Genomic DNA, 22750 nt, shown 5'->3' on the forward strand with positions numbered 1-22750 from the left:
AACCATGAGTCTGTACCGCCTGCTTTCCGCCTTGTTGTGCTACCCCGAGCCTGAGCTGCTGGACGCGCTGGGCGAGGTCGAAGCCGCCTTGTCCGACTATCCCGATGCGGAGGAAACCCTGCAGCCGCTGGTCGCCTACCTGGCCACCAACGATCTCATCGCGCTGCAGGAAAACTACGTCGCTACCTTTGACCGCAACCGCTCGCACTCGCTGCACCTGTTCGAGCATGTGCATGGCGAAAGCCGCGACCGCGGCCAGGCCATGGTGGACCTGCTGGACACCTACCGCGAGCACGGCTTCGAACCGGTGGTGTCCGAGCTGCCGGACCACGTGCCGCTGTTCCTGGAATTCCTGGGCGTGATCGACCCGGCCCAGGCGCAGGACCTGCTGGACGAGGCCATCCACGTACTGGCCGCCATCGGCGCGCGCCTGGCCAAGGGCGAAAGCCCCTACGCCTGCATCTTCGCGGTGCTGCGCGCGCAGTCCCGCGTGATTCCGCGCGAACAGACCGAGGCGCCCGTGCGCGACATGGACGAGGCGATGGAGACCTTCGGCACCGGACCGGACGGCGTGGAACCGCTGCTGCGGCCATTCTCGGGCGATGGCGCGCAGACCGTGCGTTTCTATCCCCGTGCGCCCGCGGCTCATTAATCTTCAGGACGACGCATCATGAACTCCCTGAATCAGTTTCTTTTCGGCATCTATCCCTACATCGCGCTGACGATCTTCCTGTTGGGCAGCCTGGTGCGCTTCGAGCGCGAGCAATACACCTGGAAGACGGACAGCTCGCAGCTGCTGCACCGGGGGCAACTGCGCCTGGGCAACATCCTGTTCCACATCGGCATCCTGGGCCTGTTCTTCGGGCATCTGGCCGGCCTGCTGACGCCGGTGGTGGTGTGGGATACGCTGGGCGTATCGCACACGCTGAAGCAGACCGTGGCCATGGTGGCCGGCGGCGTCATGGGCGGCCTGTGCCTGATCGGCCTCTTGATCCTGATCCATCGCCGCCTGAGCGATCCTCGCATCCGCGCCACCACGCGGCCCGGCGACAAGCTGCTGCTGTTGTGGATCCTGGTCACCTTGCTGCTGGGGCTGTCCACCATCGTGCTGTCGGCCGGCCACATGGACGGCGAGATGATGGTGCGCCTGATGACCTGGGCGCAGCACATCGTCACCTTCCAGGGCGACGCGGCCAGCCATATTGCCGACGTGCCGCTGCTGTTCAAGGCGCACCTGTTCATGGGCCTGACGCTGTTCGTGATCTTCCCGTTCACCCGCCTGGTGCACGTCTGGAGCGGCTTCGCCTCGGTGGGTTACCTGGGCCGCGCCTGGCAGCTGGTCCGCCCGCGCTGATTCCAGGTCCTAGGAGCCGAACATGCCTGTCATCGTCAATGGCGTCGAACTGAACGACGCGGATCTGGAACGCGAACTGCCGCTGCATGCCGAGGCTGGCAATCCCATGCGCGAAGCGATCACCGCCCTGGTGCTGCGCCGCGTGCTGCTGGACGAGGCCGGCCGGCTGGGCCTGGACGCCGCGGACGAGGAGGGCGCCATCGGCGCCTTGCTGGCCCGCGAGGCGCCCGCGCCCGAGGCCGACGACGCCGCCTGCCGCCGCTACTACCAGATGCACCCGCAACGCTTCATGGTGGGCGAGCTGATCGAAGCGGACCACATCCTGTTCCAGGTCACGCCCGGCGTGAACCTGGACATGCTGCGGGCGCATGCCAATGTGGTGCTGGCCGAATTGCTCGAGGATCCCTCGCGCTTCGCCGAGGTGGCGCGCGAGCAATCGAACTGTCCGTCGGCCGCCTTGGGCGGCAGCCTGGGCCAGCTGGGCCGCGGCGACACGGTGCCGGAATTCGAGCGCGCGGTGTTCGCACTGCCGGCCGGCGGCCTGCTGCCGCAATTGCTGGAAACCCGCCATGGCCTGCACATCGTGCGGGTGACGCGGCGCATCGAGGGCCGCATGCAGCCCTACGAGCACGTGGCCGCACAGATCGCCACGGCGCTGTCGTCCATGAGCCGCGATACCGCCTGGCGCCAGTACGCCAAGCTGCTGGTCGAACGCGCCGACATCCAGGGCATAGACTTGCAGGGCGGGGAGCCGGAGCGCGTCTACAGCGGGAGCGCCGCATGATGGACGAGCCGGCTGCGGGACCTCTGGTGGACGGCCACGGCCGCCGCATCGATTATCTGCGCGTGTCCGTCACGGACCGCTGCGACCTGCGTTGCAGCTACTGCCTGCCCAAGGACTTCAAGGGCTTCGAAACCCCCGCCAACTGGCTGCGCCACGAGGAAATGGCGCGGCTGGTGGGACTATTCGTCGGTCTGGGTGTCAGCAAGGTCCGGCTGACCGGCGGCGAACCCCTGCTGCGCCGCGGCGTGGCCGGTCTGGTGGGCGTCATCGCCGCCATGCCCGGCTTGAAAGACCTGTCCGTATCCACCAACGGCACCCAGCTGGCGCGCCATGCGCAGGACCTCCGCGCCGCCGGGGTCGATCGGCTGAATATCAGCCTGGACACGCTGGATGCCGCCGCCTTCAGCCAGATCACCGGCCGGGACTGCCTGGAATCGGTGCTGGCGGGGCTGGCCGCGGCCAAGGACGCGGGCTTTGCGCCCATCAAGCTCAACAGCGTGGTGCACGCGGCCACGCCCGAGGCCGAGGTGCGCAGGCTGCTGGACTATGCGGTGGAACAAGGCTTCGTGCTGCGCCTGATCGAGCCCATGCCCATGGGCAGCTGCGGCCAGGGTTACGCGCATACCGATATGAACGCCATGGGCGCGCGGCTGGCGGCCGACGCCGGCCTGCTGCCGGCCTTGGACGGGACGGGCGCGGGGCCGGCGCGCTACTGGACCACGGGCCACGGAACGCCCGTGCTGGGCGTGATCACGCCCATGTCGCGCCACTTCTGCGCCGCCTGCAACCGCGTCAGGCTGGGCGTGGACGGAACCCTGTACCTGTGCCTGGGCCAGGAAGACCAGGTGCCGCTGGGCCGCCTGCTGCGCGCGGGCGCCAGCGATGCCGATCTGATCCGGGCGATCCAGGCCGGTATCGCCGCCAAGCCGGAGCGCCACGATTTCGTGGCCCGTCCGGAACGCATCGTGCGCTTCATGGCGCAGACGGGAGGCTGAGATGCGCGATATCGAACGGCTGGTCGACGGCTTCCAGCGCTTCCAGCAGCAGTACTACGAGGACGCGCCGTCGCTCTACCGCAATCTTTGCGAAGGCCAGCATCCCAGCACCTTGCTGGTCGGCTGCTGCGATTCGCGGGTGGATCCCGCTATGCTGCTGGGCTGCGACCCGGGCGACATCTTCACCGTGCGCAATGTGGCCAACCTGGTGCCGCCGGCCAGCACGGACCGGGGCCTGCAGGGCGTGCTGGCCGCGATACAGTTCGCGGTCGAACAGTTGCAGGTCAGCCGCATCATCGTGCTGGGCCACGCCCACTGCGGCGGCATCCGCGCGCTGATGGACCGGCGCACCCGGGGCGACGGCGAGACCGACTACCTGGAGCGCTGGATGGACATCGCCGAACCGGCGCGCAAGCAGGTGCTGCAGCAGATGCCGGAGGCGACGGCCGCCGAGCGCAGGCGGGCCTGCGAGCAGGCGTCCATCCTGATTTCGCTGCGCAACCTGGAGGAACTGCCCTTCGTGCGGCGCGCGGTGGAGGCGGGCAGCCTGACCTTGCATGGCTGGTATTTCGACCTGGTGGCGGGCGCTTTGCTGGCATACTCGGCGCGGGCGGATGCCTTCCTGCCCATCGTATGCCCTTTGTTCACGGAGCTTGCATGACCCCAGTTTTCGGCATCGCCGGCCGTTCCGGCAGCGGCAAGACCACCCTGATCGAGGCCATGCTGCCCTTGCTGGCCGCGCGCGGCCTGCGGGTCAGCGTCATCAAGCACAGCCACCACGATTTCCAAATGGAGCCTCCCGGCAAGGACAGCGCCCGCTTCCGGCAGGCGGGCGCGCTGGAGGTGATGGTGGCCTCGCCGTTCCGCTACGCCATCGTCCACGAGCTGCGCGACGCGCCCGAACCCACGCTGGAGGACCAATTGGCGCGCCTGTCGCCGGCCGACCTGGTGCTGGTCGAAGGCTTCAAACAGGCCGCGATTCCGCGCATCGAGGTGTACCGGCCCGCCCTGGGCAAGCCTCCCCTGCATGCGGAGGACAGCAGTTTCCTGGCGGTAGCCACCGACGCGCCGCTGGCCACCGGCTTGCCTTGCCTGCCGGTCAACGAGCCGGCGCAAGTCGCGGATTTCATTTGCCGCACCCTTGGGCTGGCTTGACGGCCCGCGGCCGGCGCTGGAGGCGCAGCGGCTACACTGGAACCCGCCGCATTCCTCAAGCAAGCCCGCGTTGAAAGCCATGAAGCCTACCGATACCGCCGCCGCCGGACCCGACGGCCTGCCTTCGCCCCGGCATCGCCTGTCCACGCGCATCGTCATCAGTTCCCTGGTGGCGCTGGTGGTGGTGCTGTCCATGGTCAGCTGGACGCTGTGGCTGTCCTGGCAGCTGGAAGGCGCGGGCGCGGCCATCAACGACACGGGCAGCCTGCGCATGCGGGCTAATCGTGTGGCGGTGGAACTGATGCGTCCGCAGGCGGGGCGCGAATTCCGCACCAATGAACAGGTCCAGCTGATGGACGACACCATCGCCCGACTGGCGCGCGGCAATCCTGCCCGCCCGTTGTTCATTCCGAACGACGAGGCGATCCGCAAGCAATGGCATGACGTGGCCGCCTACTGGTACGACATCATGAAGCCCGCGGCCAGGCGCGCCCTGGAGCAGCCGGAGTCCACGACCTATCTGGAAACCTTGCCGGAATTCGTGTCCCGGGCGGATACGCTGGTGCGCATGATCGAACAGGACAATGCCGGCAAGACGACCTCGCTGCGCCTGTCGCAAGGCGTGCTGGCGGCGATCGCCAGCGCCGGCACGCTGGCAATGATCTACCTGTTGTATCTCTGGATCATCTCGCCGGTGCTGCGCCTGCGCGACGGCCTGCAGCGCATGGCCGCCAGGGAGTTCAGCACGCGGCTGCCGGTGGAAAGCAAGGACGAATTCGGCGTGCTGGCGCGCGGCTACAACCGCATGGCCGATGAATTGCAGGATCTGTACACCGGCCTGGAGCGGCGCGTCGAAGAGAAGACCGCCCAGCTGGCCGCGCAGAACCGCGACATCGGCGCGCTCTACGACATGGCCGCCTTCCTGAACCAGCCCAACGAGATCGAAGCGCTGTGCGACGGCTTCCTGCGGCGCGTGATGCTGCAGTTCGATGCCGAGGGCGGCAGCATCCGGGCGCTGGATCCCAACAACGAGAAGCTCAACCTGATGGTGTCGGTGGGGCTGTCCGATGAACTGGTCGAATCCGAGCACTGCATGCGGGTGAACGACTGCTATTGCGGCGTCGCCACGCGGCAGGCCGGGGTCATCGTCATCCAGGACTTCCGCGAGTCGCCGCCGGCGATGGAGTTGAACTGCCAGCGCGACGGCTTTGCCAGCGTGGCCGTGTTCCGCATTGTCACGCGCGACGAGGTGCTGGGGTCGTACTCTCTGCATTTCCGCCAGCAACGCCGCCTGTCCCCAGCCGAATCGCAGCTGCTGGAAACGTTGGGCCAGCATCTGGGCGTGGCCCTGGACAACCGCCGCCTGAGCGCCCAGGCGCGGCAGCTGGCGGTGGTGCGCGAGCGCGGGTTGGTGGCGCAGGGGCTGCACGACAGTCTGGCCCAGGGCCTGAACTTCCTGAACCTGCAATTGCAGATGCTGGACGCCGCCGTCAAGCGCGGCGACCAGGCCGAGATCGACGAGATCCTGCCGTTGCTGCGCACCGGTGTGGATGAAAGCTACCAGGATGTGCGCGAGCTGCTGACCAACTTCCGCACCAAGCTGTCGCAGGGCGACCTGCAGGCCGGCATCGAAGACACCGTGGCGCGTTTCCGGCGTCAGACCGGGATCGAGACCGAATTGAGGTTCGGCCGGGGCGAAGGCGCGCCGCTGCCGCCCGACGAGCAGCTGCAGGTGCTGTTCATCCTGCAAGAGGCGCTGTCCAATGTGCGCAAGCATTCCGAAGCCAGCCATGTGCGCATCGATGTCGCCAATGACCGCGACTTCAGCCTGGTCATCGCCGACGACGGCCAGGGCTACGATCCCGCCGAGGTCGCGGAGCGCGGCGAATCGCACGTGGGCCTGCACATCATGCGCGAGCGCGCTGCACGCATGCGCGCCGTGATAAAACTTGAATCGCAACCCGGCGCCGGCACGCGCGTCGCGCTGACCCTGCCCGGCAGCGAACGCCAGGCCGCCTGAACATTCCGACCATGCCCATCCGTATCCTCCTCGTCGACGACCACACCCTGTTCCGCTCGGGCGTGCGCCTGCTGCTGCAACGCCAGCCCGATTTCGAGGTCGTGGCCGAGGCCGGCGATGGCGTCGAAGGCCTGAAGCGCGCCAAGGAACTCAAGCCCGACGTGGTCCTGCTGGACCTCAACCTGCCGGGCCTGTCCGGACTGGAAACCCTGCAGCTGCTGACCCAGGAGCTGCCTGCCTGTGCGGTCATCATCCTGACGGTGTCGGAAGAGGCGGACGAACTGGGCCAGGCGCTGCGCGACGGCGCGCGCGGCTACCTGGTCAAGAACATCGACGCCGACGCGTTGACGGCCGCGATCCGCCGCGCAGCGGGCGGCGAGCCGGTCATTGCCGAGAGCATGACCGCCAAGCTGGTGGAGCAGTTCCGGGGCCAAGCCAGCCTGGCGGCGCAGGCGCCGCAGGCGGCAGGCAGCGCCGAGCGCCATCGCCTGACCGCGCGCGAGACCCAGATCGTGCAATGGCTGGCGCGTGGCGCCAGCAACAAGGTCATTGCGCGCGAACTCGACGTGAGCGAAAGCACGGTCAAGATCCACGTGCAGAACGTGCTGAAGAAACTGAACCTGACCAGCCGCGTGCAAGTCGCGGTGTACGCCGTGGAGCACGGGCTGTACACCGAAGAGTAGGGCGGCTGTCACCGGGTAAAGTCAGGAGGCCGGGCCGGGGTCTGGCGGCCTAGTTCTTTTCTATGCCGGCGATATCAACCGCCTTGCCCCAAAGCACGTAGTCGTCCTGAATGATCCTGGAGAATCCGGCGGCGTCAGTCGGCGCCAGTTGCAGGCCGATTTGGCTCAGGCGTTCTTTCAGGCCAGGAGTGCTCGCAGCCTCCTGCAATGCCGCCTCAAGCTTTTTGACGACCTCGGCGGGCAGACCAGCCGGTCCTGCCAGACCTACCCAGCCCTGAGTTGCCAGAGGGATGCCTGCCTCCCGGAACGTGGGCGCATCCGGGAACAACGGGGATCTCGCCGCCTGGGGAACGGCTAGCACCCTGGCTTTGCCGTCGTGGACCAGCAGCGCCGCCAGTCCGTCGCCCAGAATCGCCATGTCGACTTCCTTGCGCAGCAAGCCGACGCGGGCTTCGGAGGTGCCCTTGTAGGGCACGTGGACGATGCTGAGGCCGGCTGCGGCGTTCAGCATTTCCCCTGCCAGATGGCCGCCGCTACCGACGCCGAACGAGGCGAACGTCAGTTTTCCCGGCTCGGCGCGGGCTTTGGCGATAAGCTGGTCAAAGGACTTGAAGGGCGAGTCTTCCGGGACCACGACGGCGATGCCCAGGCTGCCGAAACGGCCGATCGGCGTGAAATCCGTCCGAGGATCGTAGGGCGGCGTCTTGCGGATATGCGGAACCAAGGTCAGCGCCGCTTGAAACGGGGCGGCCAGGGTATAGCCGTCCGGTTTGGCGGTAGCCACGTACTTCATCGCGATCTGGCCGCCAGCGCCGACGCGATTCTCGACTACGACCGGCTGTTTCAGGCTGCGTCCCAGCCCGTCCGCCATCAGGCGGGCGATGGTGTCGGTATCGCTGCCTGCGGGCAAGGGCACGACCAGCGTGATCGGGCGCGCCGGGTATTCGGATTCGGCTTGGGCAGGCCCGGGTCCAAGCAGAGTTGCGCTCAAGATGGCCGGGGCCAGAATGCGGGTGAACGTTGCCGTCGACATTTTCTCTCCTCCTGTTGCTCAGGTCTGGCCTGAATCAGCTGCCTGACTGGATCAGGCGTGCGGCTTTTTCCCCGATCATCATCGAGGGCGCATTGGTGTTGGCCGAACACATCGTCGGCATGATTGACGCGTCCGCCACCCGCAGCGAGGAAACACCCTTGACCCGAAGGCTGGCGTCCACCACGGCTTGCGCATCCGACCCCATCCTGCAGGTGCCCACGGGATGGTATGAGGTCTGACCTATGGTTCTTGCATAGTCCAGCAGATCGGATCCTTTCAACCGCAGGGGGCCGGGGCGGGTTTCCCTGACGACGAAAGGGGCGAGCGCGGGCTGCGCCGCCACTTTGCGCGCGAATTCGATTGCCGCCACGGTGACGCGCTGGTCCTCCGCGCTGGAGAGATAGTTGGCATGGATAGTCGGCGCTTCGCCCGGTTCGCGCGATCGGATGTGCACCGAGCCGCGTGACGTCGGCCGCAAGGGGAAGGTTCCGATGGAGAAGCCGGGAAAGTCGTCCAGCACGAGCTTCTTGGGGTCGCGCGCATCCGGGCTGGATAGCCAATGCAGCTGCAGTTTGACGTCCGGTTGCGCCAGCGCCGGGTCGGACTTGGCCAGCGCATGCGCGACTGCGCTGGCGCAGCTCATCAGGCCGCGTCCGCGCAGCGCGAAATCGGCCGCCATCCAGGCTTTGCGCAGCGGATTGCGCATGATCTGGTTCAGGGTAACGGCGTTGCGGCATTCGTAGGTCACCCGCGTGTGGAGATGGTCCTGCAGATTTTCGCCAACCGCTGGTGCATCGTGCAGGACCGGGATGCCAAACTTTTCCAGCAAGCCGCGCTGGCCGATGCCGGACAGTTCCAGGATCTGGGGCGACTGGATCGCGCCGGCGCAGAGGATGACCTCGCGGCTGGCGTTGGCCCTGACGAGCTGGCCCCCATGACGGTATTCGACGCCCGTGGCCGTGGTTCCGTCAAACAGGATCCTGGACACCAGCGCGCCCGTTTGCAGGCGCAGGTTCGCGTTTTGCGCCAAGGGACGGATGAACGCTTCGCGGCTGCTCCAGCGCCACCCTTTGCGGATGTTGTGCTGGATATAGCCCACGCCCTCGTAGTCGGCGCCGTTGTAATCGGGATTGCGCGGGATGCCAGCGGAAACGCAGGAATCGACGAAGGCGTCCATCAGCGGATGGCGCGACCGGAACTCAGTCACTGAAACCGGCCCGCTGCGCCCGCGCACGGCGGGATCGCCGCCCGCATAGCCTTCGATCTCACGAAAAATCGGTTTCAGGTCATCGTAGCCCCAGCCGGTCGCGCCGAATTCGTCGCGCCAGCGGTCGAATTCGGCCGGGTCGCCATGCACCCAGATCATGCCATTGACCGAAGACGATCCTCCCACGACTTTGCCACGCGGCCAGAAGATGCTGCGGTTGTTCATATGCCTTTCGGCTTCGGTGTGGAACCGGCGCAGCCCGCGTTCGCCGCGAAGTATGTATGCAACGCCCGCGGGTATGCGTATCCAGATCCACCGGTCATCCTCGCCCGCTTCCAGCAGCAGTACCGAGCGGCCGCTCGCGGCCAGCCTGGCAGCCAGCGCGCAACCGGCCGAGCCTGCGCCCACGACGATGTACTCATAGTTCTCGGGCCGATTCACGAGTCTGCTCCCAATTGCTCGCGCAGTCGCGCGGCTTCGTCGCCCATGCGCTGGAAGCGCTTGTCCGGTTGTTCCGGAAAGGGATTGTCTTTCCCCAGGACGGGGGGGCAGGGCGTGATAGCCAGTTCCACCAAGACAGGCGAAGCGGCGGCCATGATGTCAGGCAACGAGGTCGCCAACTCCCGCGCGTCGCCGATGTGGAATGCGGCGGCATAGCCCGCGGCCATCGCCGCGGCGGCGAAGTCGACCCTGCCGCCACCGGGCATGCCGAGATTGGCGTTGCCGTTGAATTGCACGCCATTGGCAAATACGAAGTGGATATAGCGACGCGGCGCGGCGCCCGCCACGGTGGCCAGGACTCCCAGTTCCATGAGCAGGCTGGCGTCGCCGTCCAGGACAAGGACGGCGCGCGCCGGCTGCGCCAGCGCGATGCCTAGCGCCAGCCCCGCCGCTCCGCCCATCAGCGGGACGGACGACAAGGCGAGAGGCGCGCCCGGAGCGACCTCGTCCATGGCCTTCATGGCGCTCATGGTGCTTACCACGACGGCGTCGCCGCGGGCCGCGTGGATGGCGCGGCAGGCTTCCAATGTAGTCATAGGCATATGCGTTTCAATCCCATTCGGTGTGGCGGCCGACAATGACGGCAGCGGGTGTATGCGAGCGTTTTGCGTGGTTCCACGCTGTTTCGACCACGCCCAGGTCCGCCTCGGTCTCGATGTTCCAATGGGCGATGGTCAGCGCGTCCAGTACCGGCTCCAGCAAACTCACCATGTGGCGGCGGGACGCCCGCATCTCCTGGCCGAAGTTGCTGAACTCCCGTCCGAACTGGCCAATCATCAGGAGCAGAGGGATCCGCGCGTCCAGTCCGCAGGCCCTCAATGAATTGACGCAGTTATAGAGCCCCTGGTTTTGCATCATGATCACCGGCTGGCGGCCGCCGATGTACAAGCCGGAGGCGACGTGCAATGCCTGATTCTCATTGGCGCAGTAGGTGACGTCGATGCGGCCGCGGTCGGCATCCAGGTATTGATGGGTGGCGATCTGCACGAAGTCGGGCACGACGGTCGCGGAATCGATGCCACAGTCCGACAGGGCACGCGCGATGGCGCTGCCCTTGACTGCAGGCGGAATTGAGGAAGGCATGGCTGGTCTCCTGATTGTTCGTTTGATGTCGGTCCGCCGCCATTGCTTCGGCAGGGTGCGAGTTCGGCATCCAGCTGTAGCGCTGAACTCGCTATTCCCGAGCTATGCGAAGAAGTGTAGGCTTGCGATTGATCCGGTATTAGTCATTTGTTTTTATCAATCGATACGTTTTAGGTATTGCCATGAACATGCCCACTTCACTTGTCCGCCGTCTGCGCGCACGCCATCTGGAGTTGTTGCAGATCCTCGGAGAAGTCTCTACGGTTCACGCGGCCGCCAAGCAGATGAACCTGTCGCAGCCGGCGACCACGCGCATGCTCCGCGAAGTGGAAGAGATGTTCGGCGGCCAGCTGTTTGAAAGGAGCGCGCGAGGCATTGCGGCGAACCGGTCGGGAGCCGCGCTGATCGCGCGCGCGGCGATACTGATGCGCGAACTGGCGACGATCGAGAAGGAAGTTGAGCTTGAGCGCCAAGGGCAGCAGGGGCTGCTGCGTGTCGGCGCTCTAAGCGGCAACCTCAATGCGACGCTCGCCGTGGCCCAGCTGCTCAAGCAGGCCCCGGCGGTGCAAGTGTCGATCCGGGAAGGGCAGATCAATCTTCTGATTGCGGCCTTGCTCGGAGGAGAGCTGGATTGCGTGGTAGGTCCCATCACCGACGAAGAGCTGCGGAATCCGCGCATCGATGAGCTGCGTCTGGAGCGGCTGGTTGAGGATTCGATGGCGGTGGTCGCGTCGCCGAAAAGCCCCTGGTGCAAGCGTCGGCGCATCAAATGGGGCGATCTCAGTGGCGAACGCTGGATACTCCCTCCGCCGGAGTCGGTGTTGCGGCGGGCTTTCATGCGGGTCTATCTGGAGCTTGGCATGAGTCCGCCCGAGCACCGCGTGGAAGCCCTGTCGCCCTTGACTACCCGCTCGCTGATCACTCAGAACACCGTCGAATTGGGATTGTTGCGCATGGCGCACGCCAAGGAAGAAGCGAGGCTGGGAGGCCTGAAAGTCCTGTCCATGGTTTCCGAGCCGAAATTGCCTCCACTGGTCTTGCTGGCGCGGCGGGCGCCGAGCTTGAGGCCCATGCTGCTCGATCGCTTCATCAAGTTGCTGAAGGACTCGTCCGCCGCGATCAATGGCGGCTAGGGTGATGTCGCCGTTTGATCTGCGACAAGGCCAGGGGCGTGGCGGCCCCATAGACTGGCCGGCATGGAAACTCGAACCTCTCCCATGGAGCTCGTGGCCCCCGCCGGCAGCCTGGCCGCGCTGAAGGCCGCCATCGACGCCGGCGCCGACACCGTCTACCTCGGGCTCAAGAACGCCACCAACGCCCGCAACTTCGCCGGGCTCAACTTCACCGAAAGCGACATCCGCGCAGGCGTGGAGCTGGCCCACAGCCGCGGGCGGCAAGTGCTGTTCGCCATCAACACCTTTGTGCAGGCGGGCAGGGCGCCGGAGTGGCGCGCCGCCGTGGACGCGGCCCACGGGCTGGGCGCCGATGCCGTCATCATGGCCGACGCCGGGTTGCTGGCCTACGCCAGCGACCGCTATCCCGACCTGCGCCTGCACTTGTCGGTGCAGGGGTCCGCCACCCACGCCGACGCCATCGAGCTGATGAAGGAACAGTTCGGCATCCGCCGCGTGGTGCTGCCGCGCGTGTTGACCCTGGCCGAGATCGCGCGCATCTGCGCCAACGTCAGCGTCGAGGTCGAGGTGTTCGGTTTCGGCAGCCTGTGCGTCATGGCCGAGGGCCGCTGCCTGCTGTCGTCGTACGCCACCGGCGATTCGCCCAACAACAAGGGCGTCTGTTCGCCCGCGCATGCGGTGCGCTGGTCGGAAGAGAACGGCCGCATGGACGCGCGCCTGAACGGCATCCTGATCGATCGCTACGAGCCGGGCGAACCGGCGGCCTATCCCACCCTGTGCAAGGGCCGTTTCGACGTGGACGGCCAGGCCGACCACGCGCTGGAGGAGCCCACCAGCTTGAACGCCATCGGCCTCTTGCCTCGCCTGGCGGAGATGGGCGTTTCGGCCGTCAAGATCGAAGGGCGGCAACGCAGCCCGGCCTATGTCACCCAGGTGGTGTCGACGCTGCGCGCGGCCTTGGATGGCGCGCACGCGGACGCCTCCCGCTTTTCACCCCGTCCCGAATGGAACGCCATGCTGGCGCGCCATTCAGAGGGTTCCCAAGTCACGCAAGGCGCATTCGAACGTCCATGGAAATGAAACCTAGCGCATACCAGATATCGGTTGCACCGCTGCAGTACTACTGGCCGCGCCAGCACACGCTGGATTTCTACGCGGCCTTGGCCGACAGTCCCGCCGACATCATCTACGTGGGCGAAACCGTCTGCAGCCGCAGGCACGAACTGCGCGCCGAGGACTGGCTGGAGCTGGCGCGCGACCTGCGCGACGCGGGCAAGACGGTGGTGCTGTCGGGCCGCACCCTGATCGAGACCGGCGCGGAAGCCAGCGCGCTGAAGAAGCTTTGCGGGCAGGACGACTTCATGGTCGAGGCTGGCGAACTGGGCGCGGTGCGGCACCTGAACGGCCGCTTCTTCGTGGCCGGTCCCCATATCAATGCCTATCACGGCGGCACCCTGGAATGGCTGGCCGGGCGCGGAGCGGCACGCTTCGTCGCGCCGCTGGAAATGGATAGCAAGACGCTGGCCCGCCTCATGGCCGAAAAGCCGGCCGGCCTGGAGGCGGAAGTCATGGTGTGGGGCCGCATGGCGCTGGCATTCTCTGCGCGCTGTTTCACGGCGCGGCATTTCCGGCTGAAGAAGGACGATTGTGGCTTTCGCTGCATCGAACATCCGGACGGGCTGGACATGCGCACGCGGGAATCGCGCGACTTCCTGGCGATCAACGGCATCCAGGTGCAGTCGGGCGCCTGTCTTGATCTGCTATCGCAGGCGCCAGAGCTTGCTGCCATGGGGGTGCAGGTGCTGCGGGTGAGCCCGCAATCGGCCGGCACGCTGGAAGCGATCGCCGCCCTCGATGCGACGCGGCGCGGCCTGGTGCCGACAGAGGCGCAACCGCCTGCGGGCATGGCCCGCTGCAACGGCTATTTCCACGGCAAGCCCGGCATCGATCTCTTGGAGGCTGCCGCATGAGCGCCGCGATCCAGGTGCCCGGCGTGTTCGCCAGGCTGGGCCGGCGCCTGCCCGCGCCGTTCGTATCGCTGCACTTCACCGCGGGGCTGGAACTGGCGCGGCGGCTGAAGTGGCTGACGCCGCCCGCCGAACTGGAAGGTCGCAGCTTCGCCATCACGGTCGAGGACCTGGGCCTGCGCAGCAGCTTCGGGGTGCGCCAGGGCGCCTTTCGCCCGGTATGGAACGGCGCGGCCGCTGAACTGGAACTGGGCGCCAGGCTGGCCGATCTGCTGGCCTTGATGCGTTCCGAGACGGACGCCGATACCTTGTTCTTCCAGCGCAGGTTGCGGATCTCGGGCGATACCGAGTTGGGGCTGATCGTCAAGAACTGGCTGGACGCCGCGCCGCGGCCGGCGTGGCTGCAAGGCGCGGCGCGCTAGCGGCGCGCAATGTCCGCCAGCGCCTGCGGGCATTGCGGGAATCCACCACGGATCGTGCTATACCGGGCGTCTTTGCCGCGGGGAGCGTCGCCGCTTTCCCGGGTGTGATCGGACGGAGGTAGCAATGCGGGTCATGGTTGTGGGCGCCAGCAAGGGACTGGGCAGGGCATTCGTGGAGGGGCTGGGCCAGGATGCCTCGCTGATCGTGGGCGTGGCGCGCCGCGCGCCGCTGGACATCGTCGTCCCACCGGGCTGCGAACTGCGCTGGATCGAAGCGGACCTGTCGCAGCCCGAGGCCGCCGTCGAACAGATCGCCGCGCAGGCGCCGGATGAGCTCGATGCCATCCTCTACAACCTGGGCGTGTGGGAAGAGCATGCGTTCAGCCAGGACTACGACTTTCTGGCTGATACGCCGGCAGAGATCGCGCGCATGGTCGACATCAACGTCACCGCGACCATCCTGTTGCTGCAACGCCTGATACCGCGTGTCCTGGGCGCGCGCAGGCCACAGCTCGTCCTGACCGGCTCGACCTCCGCGCTGACCGGCAGCGGCCGTCCCGAGGTCACGTTCGGCGCGTCCAAGCACGCGCTGCGCGGTATCGCCGATGCCTTGCGCGAAAGCTTCAGGTCGCGCCGGCTGGCGGTGACCTGCCTGCAATTGGGCTACCTGAACACGGAAGACGGCCTGGACGTGCCGCGCGACGCGGCCAGCGTGCGGGGAGAGGGCGGCTTGATACCGGTGCACGATGTGGTGGCGATGACGCGCGCGCTGCTGAATCTGTCCGATGCGTCGTTCGTGCGGGAGATCGTGATGCCGGCGCTGATGGACGAGCGGTTCTGAGCGCCGCTACGCGCGGTGATATGGTTATGAGCCCCGAGCGGTATCCATATCCCGCCCGCATAACTACAATCGGCCTGGACTGCATACACCGCTATCAGCATCAATAAAGGAGACACGCGTGACCCAATCGAATAAGCCGTGGCGGCTAGAGACCATTGCCGTGCATGGCGGCTATCGCCCCGATCCGACCACGCGCGCCGTGGCCGTGCCCATCTACCAGACCGTGGCCTATGCGTTCGACGACACGCAGCATGGCGCCGATCTGTTCGACCTCAAGGTGCCGGGCAATATCTACACCCGCATCATGAACCCGACCACCGACGTGCTGGAGCAGCGCGTGGCGGCGCTGGAAGGCGGCATCGCCGCGCTGGCGCTGGCCTCGGGCCAGGCTGCGGTGACCTACGCCATCCTGACCATCGCCGAAGCGGGCGACAACATCGTCTCGTCCAGCACGCTGTACGGCGGCACCTACAACCTGTTCGCGCACACGCTGCCGCAGTACGGCATCACCACGCGTTTCGCCAATCCGTCCGATCTGGCCGCCTTCGAGGCCCAGATCGACGACCGCACCAAGGCCATCTTCGCGGAATCCGTCGGCAACCCGCTGGGCAACATCACCGATATCGCCGCACTGGCCGAACTGGCGCACCGCCACGGCCTGCCGCTGATCGTCGACAACACCGTGCCGTCGCCTTACCTGCTGCGTCCCATCGAGCACGGCGCCGACATCGTGGTGCAGTCGCTGACCAAGTACCTGGGCGGCCACGGCACCAGCCTGGGCGGCGCCATTATCGACTCCGGCAAGTTCCCCTGGGGCGAGCACAAGGAGCGCTTCAAGCGCCTGAACACGCCGGACGTCAGCTATCACGGCGTGGTCTACACCGAAGCCTTCGGCGCGGCTGCCTACATCGGCCGCGCCCGCGTGGTACCGCTGCGCAATACCGGCGCGGCGATTTCGCCCTTCAACTCGTTCCAGATCCTGCAAGGCATCGAGACCCTGGCGCTGCGCGTGGACCGCATCGTCGAGAACACCGTCAAGATCGCCAACTACCTGCGCGAGCATCCGAAGGTGGAATGGGTCAACTATGCCGGCCTGCCGGACCATCCCGACCACGCCTTGGCGCAGAAGTACCTGGGCGGCAAGGCGCCCGGCCTGTTCACCTTCGGCGTGAAGGGCGGCCGCGAGGCTGGCGCGCGCTTCCAGGACGCGCTGCAGCTGTTCACCCGCCTGGTCAACATCGGCGACTCCAAGTCGCTGGCCACGCACCCTGCGTCCACCACGCACCGCCAACTCAATCCCGAAGAGTTGCAGAAAGCCGGCGTGCGCGAGGAGACCGTGCGCCTGTCCATCGGCATCGAGCACATCGACGATCTGCTGGCCGATCTGGATCAGGCCCTGGCGCAAGTGTGACCGGCCTGGCCATGTGCTGAAGCCGGCCGCGGGACCGCCCGCGCCGGCGGCGCCTTACTTGCGCGCGCCTTTGCCATTGGCCGGGCAAACCATCTCGCGCAGCTTGCGCTGCACCGGGTCTTGCGCGATCGGCGCATTGCGGATGGTGGGCGGGGGCAGCGACTCCACAATGTGGCCAGTGGCGTTCTCGCCCGCATGGTGCACGACCTGGCTGACCGTATAGGTGCCGGCGGTGCAGTTCATGGTGACCGGCTGGGTCACGGAGCGGTAGGGTTGCCCATTGGCCGCGGAGATCTTGGGCTGGGCGTAGAACCAGGCCACGTTCACGGCCATGACGGCCGGACGCTCCGATACCACTTTGATCGATGCGCTGTCGTAGAACACGCCCGGCATGGCTTGCGGGTCTACCGGCAGCCAGTCGGGTTCGGCGGACAGCATGCCGCCGGGGCCGGGATCGCGCGGCACGATGTTCACGGCGCAGGCGTCGGCGGGCACCGGGTCGCCTTCGCGGACCGTGACGGTTTCGCAGGCGCCGGGCGGGGCGGCCTGGGCGGGGTGGACCCAGGCGGTTACGGCCAGGGCGATCAGGGTTGCGTGCCTTGCGGTCATTGGTGTTTTCCGGTGGTGGCGCGGCGCGCCGGCGCCCGGCTTGTGGCCATGGCGTGTACCCGATCATACCGGGCAGGGCGGAGGCGCGTGGCGCACAAACGCCTTAGGGGTGACGGCTCCTAAGCCGTCAGCACATAGTCCGGATAGCGCTTGCAGATCTCGGCCACCTGGCTGAGGGTGCCCGAAAGGTGTTCACGCAGCACCTGTTGGGCGCGCTGCGGATCCTGCGCGGCGATGGCGTCCAGCAGGCGCTGGTGATCGTCCAGGATGCGCTCGGCCTTGCCGGCTTCGGGCAGGTGCAGGCGGCGCAGCCGATCCAGGTGGCCGCTGTAGCGCTGCGCCAGTTCCCACAGCCGGATCACGCCCGCAGCTTCGTGCATGTCGCGGTGGAAGGCCTGGTCGGCGTCGATGAAGCGCTGGTACTGGGCGCTGGCATGGCTGGCGCGCTGCAGGTCGATGCTGGCCTGCAGGCGCTGCAAGAGCAGGGGATCGGGGCGCTGCGCCAGCATCTGCACGATTTCCAGCTCCAGCGAGCGGCGCAGGAAATGCGCCTCGCGGGCGGCGGCGACGTCGATGCGGCTGACTACCGTGGTGTGCTGCGGGTAGATTTCGACCAACGCCTCCTCGGCCAGGCGCATCAGCGCGTCGCGGATCGGGGTCTGGCTCAGGCCGTAGGTTTCCGCCAGGGTGATGCGCGAGAGCGGCGCCCCGGGCGCGAGTTCCAGCGACACGATCTGTTCACGTAGATGTTCGAAGACCTGCGGCGCGGCGTGGCGCGAGCGGTCCAGTCTGAGCTTGGTGCTTTGCATCGGGGCGCGTGCGAAGTGGGGCCTGAAGAGTAACGGAGTTTAGCGGGTTTTTACCTAGCTGACGCACTAATGTATTAGTGTTTAAATGGCCCGATCGCAATACGTAAACACCGCCACGCCCCTATGAAACGCTCTTACGAAAACCTGCGCAGCGCCGCCTGGATGGCCAAGGACGACCTGCGCTCCTTCGGCCATCGCTCCCGCATGATGCAGATGGGGTACGGCCCCGACGACTGGGCGGGCCGCCCCATCATTGCCATCATCAATACCTGGTCGGACCTGAATCCCTGCCACAGCCATTTCAAGCAGCGCGTCGAGGACGTGAAGCGCGGCGTATTCCAGGCGGGCGGCTTTCCGGTGGAACTGCCGGCGATTTCAGTGTCGGAATCCTTCGTCAAGCCGACCACCATGCTCTATCGCAACTTCCTGGCGATGGAAACCGAGGAACTGCTGCGCAGCCATCCGGTGGACGGCGCCGTGCTCATGGGCGGCTGCGACAAGACCACGCCGGGCCTCATCATGGGCGCGGTCAGCGCCGGGCTGCCCTGTGTCTACGTGCCGGCCGGCCCCATGCTGCGCGGCAACTGGAAGGGCAAGATCCTGGGTTCGGGCTCCGATGCCTGGAAACTCTGGGACGAGCGCCGCGCCGGCAAGATCACGCAGGAGCAATGGACCGAGGTCGAAGGCGGCATCGCCCGCAGCTACGGCACCTGCATGACCATGGGCACGGCCAGCACCATGACCGCCATCGCCGAAGCCATAGGCATGACGCTGCCGGGCGCGTCCTCGATCCCGGCGGCGGACGTCAACCACATGCGCATGTCGGCCGAGTGCGGCCGGCGCGCGGTGGAGATGGTCTGGGAAGACCTGACGCCGCAACGCATCCTGAGCCTGGCGTCCTTCAAGAACGCCATCAACGTGGCCATGGCCATGGGCTGCTCCACCAACGCCATCGTGCACCTGGTCGCCATGTCGCGGCGCGCCGGCTGCGCCGTGGGCCTGGACGACTTCGACGCCGCCAGCCGCAAGGTGCCGGTCATCGCCAACATCCGGCCCAGCGGCGACACCTATCTGATGGAAGACTTTTTCTACGCGGGCGGGCTGCCGGCGCTGATGTCGCGCTTGCACGACCATCTGGACAGGTCCGCCATGACGGTCACGGGCAAGACGCTGGGCGAGAACATCGCCGGCGCCGAGGTCTACAACGACGACGTGATCCGCCCGCTGGACCGCGCCATCTACGACGAAGGCGCGCTGGCCGTGCTGCGCGGCAATATCGCGCCGGACGGCTGCGTCATCAAGCCCAGCGCCTGCGCGCCGCAGTACTTGCGCCATACCGGCCCGGCCCTGGTGTTCGACGACTACCCCAGCATGAAGGCGGCAGTGGACGACGAGGACCTGGACGTCACCGCCGACCACATCATGATCCTGCGCAACGCTGGTCCGCAGGGCGGCCCCGGGATGCCGGAATGGGGCATGCTGCCCATTCCGACCAAGCTGGTGAAGCAGGGCGTGCGCGACATGCTGCGCCTGTCGGACGCCCGCATGAGCGGCACCAGCTACGGCGCCTGCATCCTGCACGTGGCGCCGGAAAGTTACATCGGCGGCCCGCTGGCCCTGGTGCAGACAGGCGACCTGATCACCGTGGACGTGCCCGCGCGCAGCATCCACCTGAACGTCAGCGACGAGGAACTGGCCGCGCGCCGCGCCGCCTGGACGCCGCCGCCCAAGCGCTACGAGCGAGGCTATGGCTGGATGTACTCGAAACACATTCTGCAGGCGAACGACGGCTGCGATTTCGATTTCCTGGAAACCGGCTTCGGCGCGCCCGTGCCCGAGCCCGAGATCTTCTAGGCGCCGCGCGCGCCTCATCCCCACAGTCTTCAGCCCCCCGGAGCCATCGTGTCCCCAATGAATCCCGAAACCCGCGCCCGCCTGGCTGGCGTCAGTACCGCCACCCTGTGCACGGCCTTGTTCAAGCGCGGTTTGCGCAACCAGTTCATCCAGGACGTGCGTCCGCTGAACGCCACGCTGCCCAATATGGTCGGCCCGGCTTTCACCCTGCGCTACATCCCCGCCCGCGAGGACCTGAACACCATCAAGGTGTTCGAGGACCGCGCGCACCCGCAGCGCGTTGCGGTCGAGACCTGCCCGCAAGGCGCGGTGCTGGTGATGGACAGCCGCAAGGACGCGCGCGCCGCTTCCGCGGGCTCCATCCTGGTCACGCGGCTGATGAAGCGCGGCGTGGCCGGCGTGGTGACGGACGGCGGCTTTCGCGATTCGCCCGAGATTGCCGAAATGGGCTTTGCCGCCTATCACCAGCGGCCTTCGGCTCCCACCAACCTGACCCTGCACCAAGCCTTGGACATCAACGCGCCCATCGGCTGCGGCGATGTGGCGGTGTGGCCGGGCGATATCGTCGTGGGCGACCGCGAGGGTGTGGTGGTGATACCCGCCAGCCTGGCCGACGAGATCGCCATCGAGGCCGTGGAGATGACGGCCTTCGAGGACTTCGTGACCAGTGAGGTGCAGCAGGGCGCATCCATCCTCGGGCTGTATCCGCCTACGGATCCGGGCACCAAGGACAAGTTCGCCGCGTGGCGCAAGCAACAGGGCCGCTGAGCCTTGCCGCCGGCGCAGCCGGCAACCCCATAAGCCAAACAAGAGGCAGGAGACAACCATGAATACGCAACGACGCGGCGCGCTGGCCGCGCTGCTGGCCGCCGCCACGCTGGGCGCGCTGGCGGCGCCCGTCCAGGCCGCCGACTGGCCCGCGCAGAAGCCGATTTCCTATGTAGTGCCGTTCACCGTGGGCGGCTCGACCGACGTGGTGGGCCGGGTGCTGGCGCAGAAGCTGGGCGACCGCCTGCATCAGAACGTCATCGTCGAAAACAAGCCGGGCGCGGCGGGCGGCATCGGCGCTACCTATGTGGCCAAGGCCCCGCCCGACGGCTATACCCTGTTCGGCGGCACCATCAGTACGCATGCCATCAACGCCAGCCTGTACAAGAACCTGAAGTACGACCCGGTCAAGGATTTCGAACCGGTCTCGCTGATCGCCTACTTACCCAACGTGCTGCTGGTGGATCCCAACCTGGGCGTGAACTCGGTCGCCGACCTGATCGCGCTGTTGAAGCGCGACCCGAGCAAGCGCACCTTCGCGTCCTCGGGCGCTGGCACCTCCACGCACCTGGCCGGTGAATTGTTCTCCAGCATGATAGGGGTGCCGCTCACGCATGTGCCTTACAAGGGTACGCCACCCGCCATGGTCGACGTGTCTTCCGGCGCGGTGACTTTCATGTTCGACCAGATGACGGCGGCCTTGCCCCTGTTGCAGACCGGCAAGCTCAAGCTGCTGGCCGTGACGACCAAGGACCGCATCGCGCTGGCGCCCGAGGTGCCCACCATGCAGGAGGCCGGGGTGCCGGGTTTCCAGATGGCGTCCTGGCAGGCCGTGTACGCGCCCAAGGGCACGCCCAAGCCCATCCTCGACAAGCTGGCGCAGGAAATCGCGGTGATCCTGAAAGAGCCGGACGTGCAGGAGAAGCTGGGCAAGACCATGGGGATGGAACTGGTCGGCAGCACGCCGGACCAGCTGCGCGACCTGATGGCGACGGAAATCCCGCGCTGGGCGGAAGTGGTGAAGAAGTCGGGCGCGACGGTCGAGTAGGCTATCAGCGCGCTTGCGGGCGCGTGGTCTCGGCGCCGCGCCCGCTGCCTTGTTACAGCGCCAAACCCAGGGCTTCAATCCCTGGGATTCAAGCTCAGGGCTTCAGATTCAACTTCGGCACCAGGGCCTTGAACGCTTCCTCCTGGCGCGCCACGTCAGCCGTGAACTGCGGCAGGTCGGCGTAGGAGGGCGTCAGGTTCTGCTTGCGCATCAGCGCCTGGAAGTCCTGCGATTGCGCCACCTGGCGCGCCGCGGCCCGCCATTTCTCCACCGCGTCCGCGGGCGTGGCCTTGGGCAGGCCGATGCCGCGCCAGACGCTGAATTGCAGGTCCGCGCCTTTTTCCTTCATGGTGGGCACGGCGGGCAGGTTGTCCAGCCGCTTGGGCGCCATGACGGCCAGGGTGCGCAGCTTGCCGGTCTCGACGTGCTGCTGCAGTTCGGCGTAGGCGACCGTGGTGGCCTGCACGTCGCCCGCCAGCAAGCCCATGATGGCCGGGGCCGAGCCCTGGTAGGGCACGTGCACGAACTTCACGCCGGCCTGCTCGCCCAGCGCCGCCGCCGCCATGTGCGGCACGGTGCCTATGCCGGCGTTGGACACGGCAACGCGCTCGGGATTCTTCTTCGCGTCCGCCAGGAATTCCTCCACCGTCTTCCAGGGCGCATCGGCGCGTACCGTGACCGACGAGGGATCGTCGGTGAAGCGCGCGATGGGCTGGAAGTCGCCGACCGTGGTCTTGCCTATGCCCATCAAGGGCACCACCAGCATTTCAGGCGTCATCAGCACCAGCCGGTAGCCGTCGGGCTGCGCGTTGGCGACGTAGGCCCAGCCGATGGAGCCGCTGGCGCCGGGCTTGTTGATCACCACCGTGGGCTGCGCCAGCAGCGGCGGGCGCACCGCCTCGGCGATGGCGCGCGCGGTGTTGTCGCTGCCGCCGCCTGGCTGGTAGGCGACCACCAGTTCCATCGAGCGGGCGGGGTAGTCCGCGGCATGCGCGGCGGACAGGACGGAAACTGCGGACAGGGCGCTGAGGGCCAGCGCGGACAGGCGGTAGGGGCGCATGGTGGCGGCTCCG

Annotated in this window: 24 protein-coding genes; 17 read left to right on the forward strand and 7 right to left on the reverse strand. The window is 67.0% G+C overall.

What is annotated here, in order from left to right; translation table 11 throughout:
* Window positions 1–4 precede the first annotated feature (4 nt).
* The 8 genes from narJ (at window position 5) to IPU70_RS12645 (ending at window position 6991) form a co-directional block, all read left to right on the forward strand.
* Complete coding sequence (gene narJ / locus IPU70_RS12610) at window positions 5–652, forward strand: nitrate reductase molybdenum cofactor assembly chaperone (protein WP_013393595.1); 648 nt, start codon at window positions 5–7, stop codon at window positions 650–652.
* Window positions 653–670: 18 nt separating this feature from the next.
* Window positions 671–1354: a respiratory nitrate reductase subunit gamma gene (narI, locus tag IPU70_RS12615; RefSeq protein WP_207467670.1), complete on the forward strand. Its 684-nt coding sequence runs from the start codon at window positions 671–673 to the stop codon at window positions 1352–1354.
* 22 nt (window positions 1355–1376) lie between these two features.
* Window positions 1377–2138, forward strand: coding sequence for a peptidylprolyl isomerase (locus tag IPU70_RS12620; protein WP_207467672.1), 762 nt, complete (start codon window positions 1377–1379; stop codon window positions 2136–2138).
* Window positions 2135–3133 (forward strand): GTP 3',8-cyclase MoaA, encoded by a 999-nt coding sequence (gene moaA, locus IPU70_RS12625; RefSeq protein ID WP_207467675.1) that lies wholly within the window; start codon window positions 2135–2137, stop codon window positions 3131–3133. The genes IPU70_RS12620 and moaA overlap by 4 nt, the downstream gene beginning before the upstream one ends.
* A gap of 1 nt (window position 3134) precedes the next feature.
* On the forward strand, window positions 3135–3794 hold the full coding sequence (locus tag IPU70_RS12630) for a carbonic anhydrase (protein WP_207467677.1): 660 nt from the start codon (window positions 3135–3137) through the stop codon (window positions 3792–3794).
* The gene (mobB, locus tag IPU70_RS12635; protein WP_207467680.1) at window positions 3791–4288 is read left to right on the forward strand and encodes a molybdopterin-guanine dinucleotide biosynthesis protein B; all 498 of its coding nucleotides are present in this window, start codon (window positions 3791–3793) and stop codon (window positions 4286–4288) included. The genes IPU70_RS12630 and mobB overlap by 4 nt, the downstream gene beginning before the upstream one ends.
* A gap of 79 nt (window positions 4289–4367) precedes the next feature.
* Window positions 4368–6308, forward strand: a complete 1941-nt coding sequence (locus tag IPU70_RS12640; protein ID WP_207467682.1) for a type IV pili methyl-accepting chemotaxis transducer N-terminal domain-containing protein — start codon at window positions 4368–4370, stop codon at window positions 6306–6308.
* An 11-nt stretch (window positions 6309–6319) separates the two neighbouring features.
* Window positions 6320–6991, forward strand: a complete 672-nt coding sequence (locus IPU70_RS12645) for a response regulator transcription factor (RefSeq protein WP_013393602.1) — start codon at window positions 6320–6322, stop codon at window positions 6989–6991.
* 49 nt (window positions 6992–7040) lie between these two features.
* Here IPU70_RS12645 and IPU70_RS12650 read toward each other — a convergent pair whose 3' ends face one another.
* Genes IPU70_RS12650 through IPU70_RS12665 form a run of 4 tightly spaced genes read right to left on the reverse strand, consistent with a single transcriptional unit; the run spans window position 7041 to window position 10815 of the window.
* A complete protein-coding gene (locus IPU70_RS12650) occupies window positions 7041–8024 on the reverse strand; it encodes a tripartite tricarboxylate transporter substrate binding protein (protein ID WP_013393603.1) in 984 nt (327 codons plus the stop codon).
* Window positions 8025–8058: 34 nt separating this feature from the next.
* Window positions 8059–9672, reverse strand: coding sequence for a GMC family oxidoreductase N-terminal domain-containing protein (locus IPU70_RS12655; protein ID WP_207467684.1), 1614 nt, complete (start codon window positions 9670–9672; stop codon window positions 8059–8061).
* Complete coding sequence (locus IPU70_RS12660) at window positions 9669–10268, reverse strand: thiamine pyrophosphate-dependent enzyme (protein WP_237710008.1); 600 nt, start codon at window positions 10266–10268, stop codon at window positions 9669–9671. Before IPU70_RS12660 ends, IPU70_RS12655 begins: the two co-directional genes overlap by 4 nt.
* A 13-nt stretch (window positions 10269–10281) precedes the next feature.
* Window positions 10282–10815: a thiamine pyrophosphate-binding protein gene (locus IPU70_RS12665; RefSeq protein ID WP_207467686.1), complete on the reverse strand. Its 534-nt coding sequence runs from the start codon at window positions 10813–10815 to the stop codon at window positions 10282–10284.
* 182 nt (window positions 10816–10997) lie between these two features.
* On the opposite strand from IPU70_RS12665, the gene IPU70_RS12670 reads away from it, so the two are divergent.
* The 6 genes from IPU70_RS12670 to IPU70_RS12695 all read left to right on the forward strand — a co-directional run bounded on the left by IPU70_RS12670 (window position 10998) and on the right by IPU70_RS12695 (window position 16589).
* Window positions 10998–11948: a LysR family transcriptional regulator gene (locus IPU70_RS12670; protein ID WP_207467688.1), complete on the forward strand. Its 951-nt coding sequence runs from the start codon at window positions 10998–11000 to the stop codon at window positions 11946–11948.
* Window positions 11949–12011: 63 nt separating this feature from the next.
* Window positions 12012–13028, forward strand: coding sequence for a peptidase U32 family protein (locus IPU70_RS12675; protein WP_207467690.1), 1017 nt, complete (start codon window positions 12012–12014; stop codon window positions 13026–13028).
* Window positions 13025–13918, forward strand: a complete 894-nt coding sequence (locus IPU70_RS12680; protein WP_207467839.1) for a U32 family peptidase — start codon at window positions 13025–13027, stop codon at window positions 13916–13918. Before IPU70_RS12675 ends, IPU70_RS12680 begins: the two co-directional genes overlap by 4 nt.
* Window positions 13915–14337 carry an SCP2 domain-containing protein gene (locus IPU70_RS12685; RefSeq protein ID WP_207467691.1) on the forward strand — a complete coding sequence of 141 codons (423 nt, stop codon included), beginning with the start codon at window positions 13915–13917 and terminating at the stop codon, window positions 14335–14337. The genes IPU70_RS12680 and IPU70_RS12685 overlap by 4 nt, the downstream gene beginning before the upstream one ends.
* Window positions 14338–14461: 124 nt before the next feature.
* A complete protein-coding gene (locus IPU70_RS12690; RefSeq protein ID WP_207467692.1) occupies window positions 14462–15178 on the forward strand; it encodes an SDR family oxidoreductase in 717 nt (238 codons plus the stop codon).
* A gap of 118 nt (window positions 15179–15296) precedes the next feature.
* Window positions 15297–16589: an O-acetylhomoserine aminocarboxypropyltransferase/cysteine synthase family protein gene (locus tag IPU70_RS12695; RefSeq protein WP_207467693.1), complete on the forward strand. Its 1293-nt coding sequence runs from the start codon at window positions 15297–15299 to the stop codon at window positions 16587–16589.
* 54 nt (window positions 16590–16643) lie between these two features.
* On the opposite strand, the gene IPU70_RS12700 is transcribed toward IPU70_RS12695, so the two are convergent.
* Together IPU70_RS12700 and IPU70_RS12705 are read right to left on the reverse strand one after the other, a co-directional pair.
* Window positions 16644–17198, reverse strand: a complete 555-nt coding sequence (locus tag IPU70_RS12700; protein ID WP_207467694.1) for a surface-adhesin E family protein — start codon at window positions 17196–17198, stop codon at window positions 16644–16646.
* A gap of 119 nt (window positions 17199–17317) precedes the next feature.
* Complete coding sequence (locus IPU70_RS12705; protein ID WP_207467695.1) at window positions 17318–18007, reverse strand: GntR family transcriptional regulator; 690 nt, start codon at window positions 18005–18007, stop codon at window positions 17318–17320.
* A gap of 123 nt (window positions 18008–18130) precedes the next feature.
* On the opposite strand from IPU70_RS12705, the gene araD reads away from it, so the two are divergent.
* The 3 genes from araD to IPU70_RS12720 are packed head-to-tail and all read left to right on the forward strand — an operon-like array spanning window position 18131 to window position 21677.
* On the forward strand, window positions 18131–19861 hold the full coding sequence (gene araD / locus IPU70_RS12710; protein WP_207467696.1) for an L-arabinonate dehydratase: 1731 nt from the start codon (window positions 18131–18133) through the stop codon (window positions 19859–19861).
* A 57-nt stretch (window positions 19862–19918) separates the two neighbouring features.
* Window positions 19919–20629, forward strand: a complete 711-nt coding sequence (locus IPU70_RS12715; RefSeq protein WP_207467698.1) for a ribonuclease activity regulator RraA — start codon at window positions 19919–19921, stop codon at window positions 20627–20629.
* 58 nt (window positions 20630–20687) lie between these two features.
* On the forward strand, window positions 20688–21677 hold the full coding sequence (locus IPU70_RS12720) for a tripartite tricarboxylate transporter substrate binding protein (protein WP_207467700.1): 990 nt from the start codon (window positions 20688–20690) through the stop codon (window positions 21675–21677).
* A 94-nt stretch (window positions 21678–21771) separates the two neighbouring features.
* On the opposite strand, the gene IPU70_RS12725 is transcribed toward IPU70_RS12720, so the two are convergent.
* On the reverse strand, window positions 21772–22737 hold the full coding sequence (locus IPU70_RS12725; RefSeq protein WP_207467702.1) for a tripartite tricarboxylate transporter substrate binding protein: 966 nt from the start codon (window positions 22735–22737) through the stop codon (window positions 21772–21774).
* Window positions 22738–22750: the final 13 nt, after the last annotated feature.

The sequence above is a fragment of the Achromobacter sp. SD115 genome (assembly GCF_017355315.1).
Lineage (GTDB): Bacteria > Pseudomonadota > Gammaproteobacteria > Burkholderiales > Burkholderiaceae_B > Achromobacter > Achromobacter xylosoxidans_B.

Coding starts and splice junctions, on each gene's coding strand:
- narJ (WP_013393595.1), top strand. CDS start 5: ATGAGTCTGTACCGCCTGCTTTCCGCCTTGTTGTGCTACCCCGAGCCT.
- narI (WP_207467670.1), top strand. CDS start 671: ATGAACTCCCTGAATCAGTTTCTTTTCGGCATCTATCCCTACATCGCG.
- IPU70_RS12620 (WP_207467672.1), top strand. CDS start 1,377: ATGCCTGTCATCGTCAATGGCGTCGAACTGAACGACGCGGATCTGGAA.
- moaA (WP_207467675.1), top strand. CDS start 2,135: ATGATGGACGAGCCGGCTGCGGGACCTCTGGTGGACGGCCACGGCCGC.
- IPU70_RS12630 (WP_207467677.1), top strand. CDS start 3,135: ATGCGCGATATCGAACGGCTGGTCGACGGCTTCCAGCGCTTCCAGCAG.
- mobB (WP_207467680.1), top strand. CDS start 3,791: ATGACCCCAGTTTTCGGCATCGCCGGCCGTTCCGGCAGCGGCAAGACC.
- IPU70_RS12640 (WP_207467682.1), top strand. CDS start 4,368: ATGAAGCCTACCGATACCGCCGCCGCCGGACCCGACGGCCTGCCTTCG.
- IPU70_RS12645 (WP_013393602.1), top strand. CDS start 6,320: ATGCCCATCCGTATCCTCCTCGTCGACGACCACACCCTGTTCCGCTCG.
- IPU70_RS12650 (WP_013393603.1), bottom strand. CDS start 8,024: ATGTCGACGGCAACGTTCACCCGCATTCTGGCCCCGGCCATCTTGAGC.
- IPU70_RS12660 (WP_237710008.1), bottom strand. CDS start 10,268: ATGACTACATTGGAAGCCTGCCGCGCCATCCACGCGGCCCGCGGCGAC.
- IPU70_RS12665 (WP_207467686.1), bottom strand. CDS start 10,815: ATGCCTTCCTCAATTCCGCCTGCAGTCAAGGGCAGCGCCATCGCGCGT.
- IPU70_RS12670 (WP_207467688.1), top strand. CDS start 10,998: ATGAACATGCCCACTTCACTTGTCCGCCGTCTGCGCGCACGCCATCTG.
- IPU70_RS12675 (WP_207467690.1), top strand. CDS start 12,012: ATGGAAACTCGAACCTCTCCCATGGAGCTCGTGGCCCCCGCCGGCAGC.
- IPU70_RS12680 (WP_207467839.1), top strand. CDS start 13,025: ATGAAACCTAGCGCATACCAGATATCGGTTGCACCGCTGCAGTACTAC.
- IPU70_RS12685 (WP_207467691.1), top strand. CDS start 13,915: ATGAGCGCCGCGATCCAGGTGCCCGGCGTGTTCGCCAGGCTGGGCCGG.
- IPU70_RS12690 (WP_207467692.1), top strand. CDS start 14,462: ATGCGGGTCATGGTTGTGGGCGCCAGCAAGGGACTGGGCAGGGCATTC.
- IPU70_RS12700 (WP_207467694.1), bottom strand. CDS start 17,198: ATGACCGCAAGGCACGCAACCCTGATCGCCCTGGCCGTAACCGCCTGG.
- IPU70_RS12705 (WP_207467695.1), bottom strand. CDS start 18,007: ATGCAAAGCACCAAGCTCAGACTGGACCGCTCGCGCCACGCCGCGCCG.
- araD (WP_207467696.1), top strand. CDS start 18,131: ATGAAACGCTCTTACGAAAACCTGCGCAGCGCCGCCTGGATGGCCAAG.
- IPU70_RS12715 (WP_207467698.1), top strand. CDS start 19,919: ATGAATCCCGAAACCCGCGCCCGCCTGGCTGGCGTCAGTACCGCCACC.
- IPU70_RS12720 (WP_207467700.1), top strand. CDS start 20,688: ATGAATACGCAACGACGCGGCGCGCTGGCCGCGCTGCTGGCCGCCGCC.
- IPU70_RS12725 (WP_207467702.1), bottom strand. CDS start 22,737: ATGCGCCCCTACCGCCTGTCCGCGCTGGCCCTCAGCGCCCTGTCCGCA.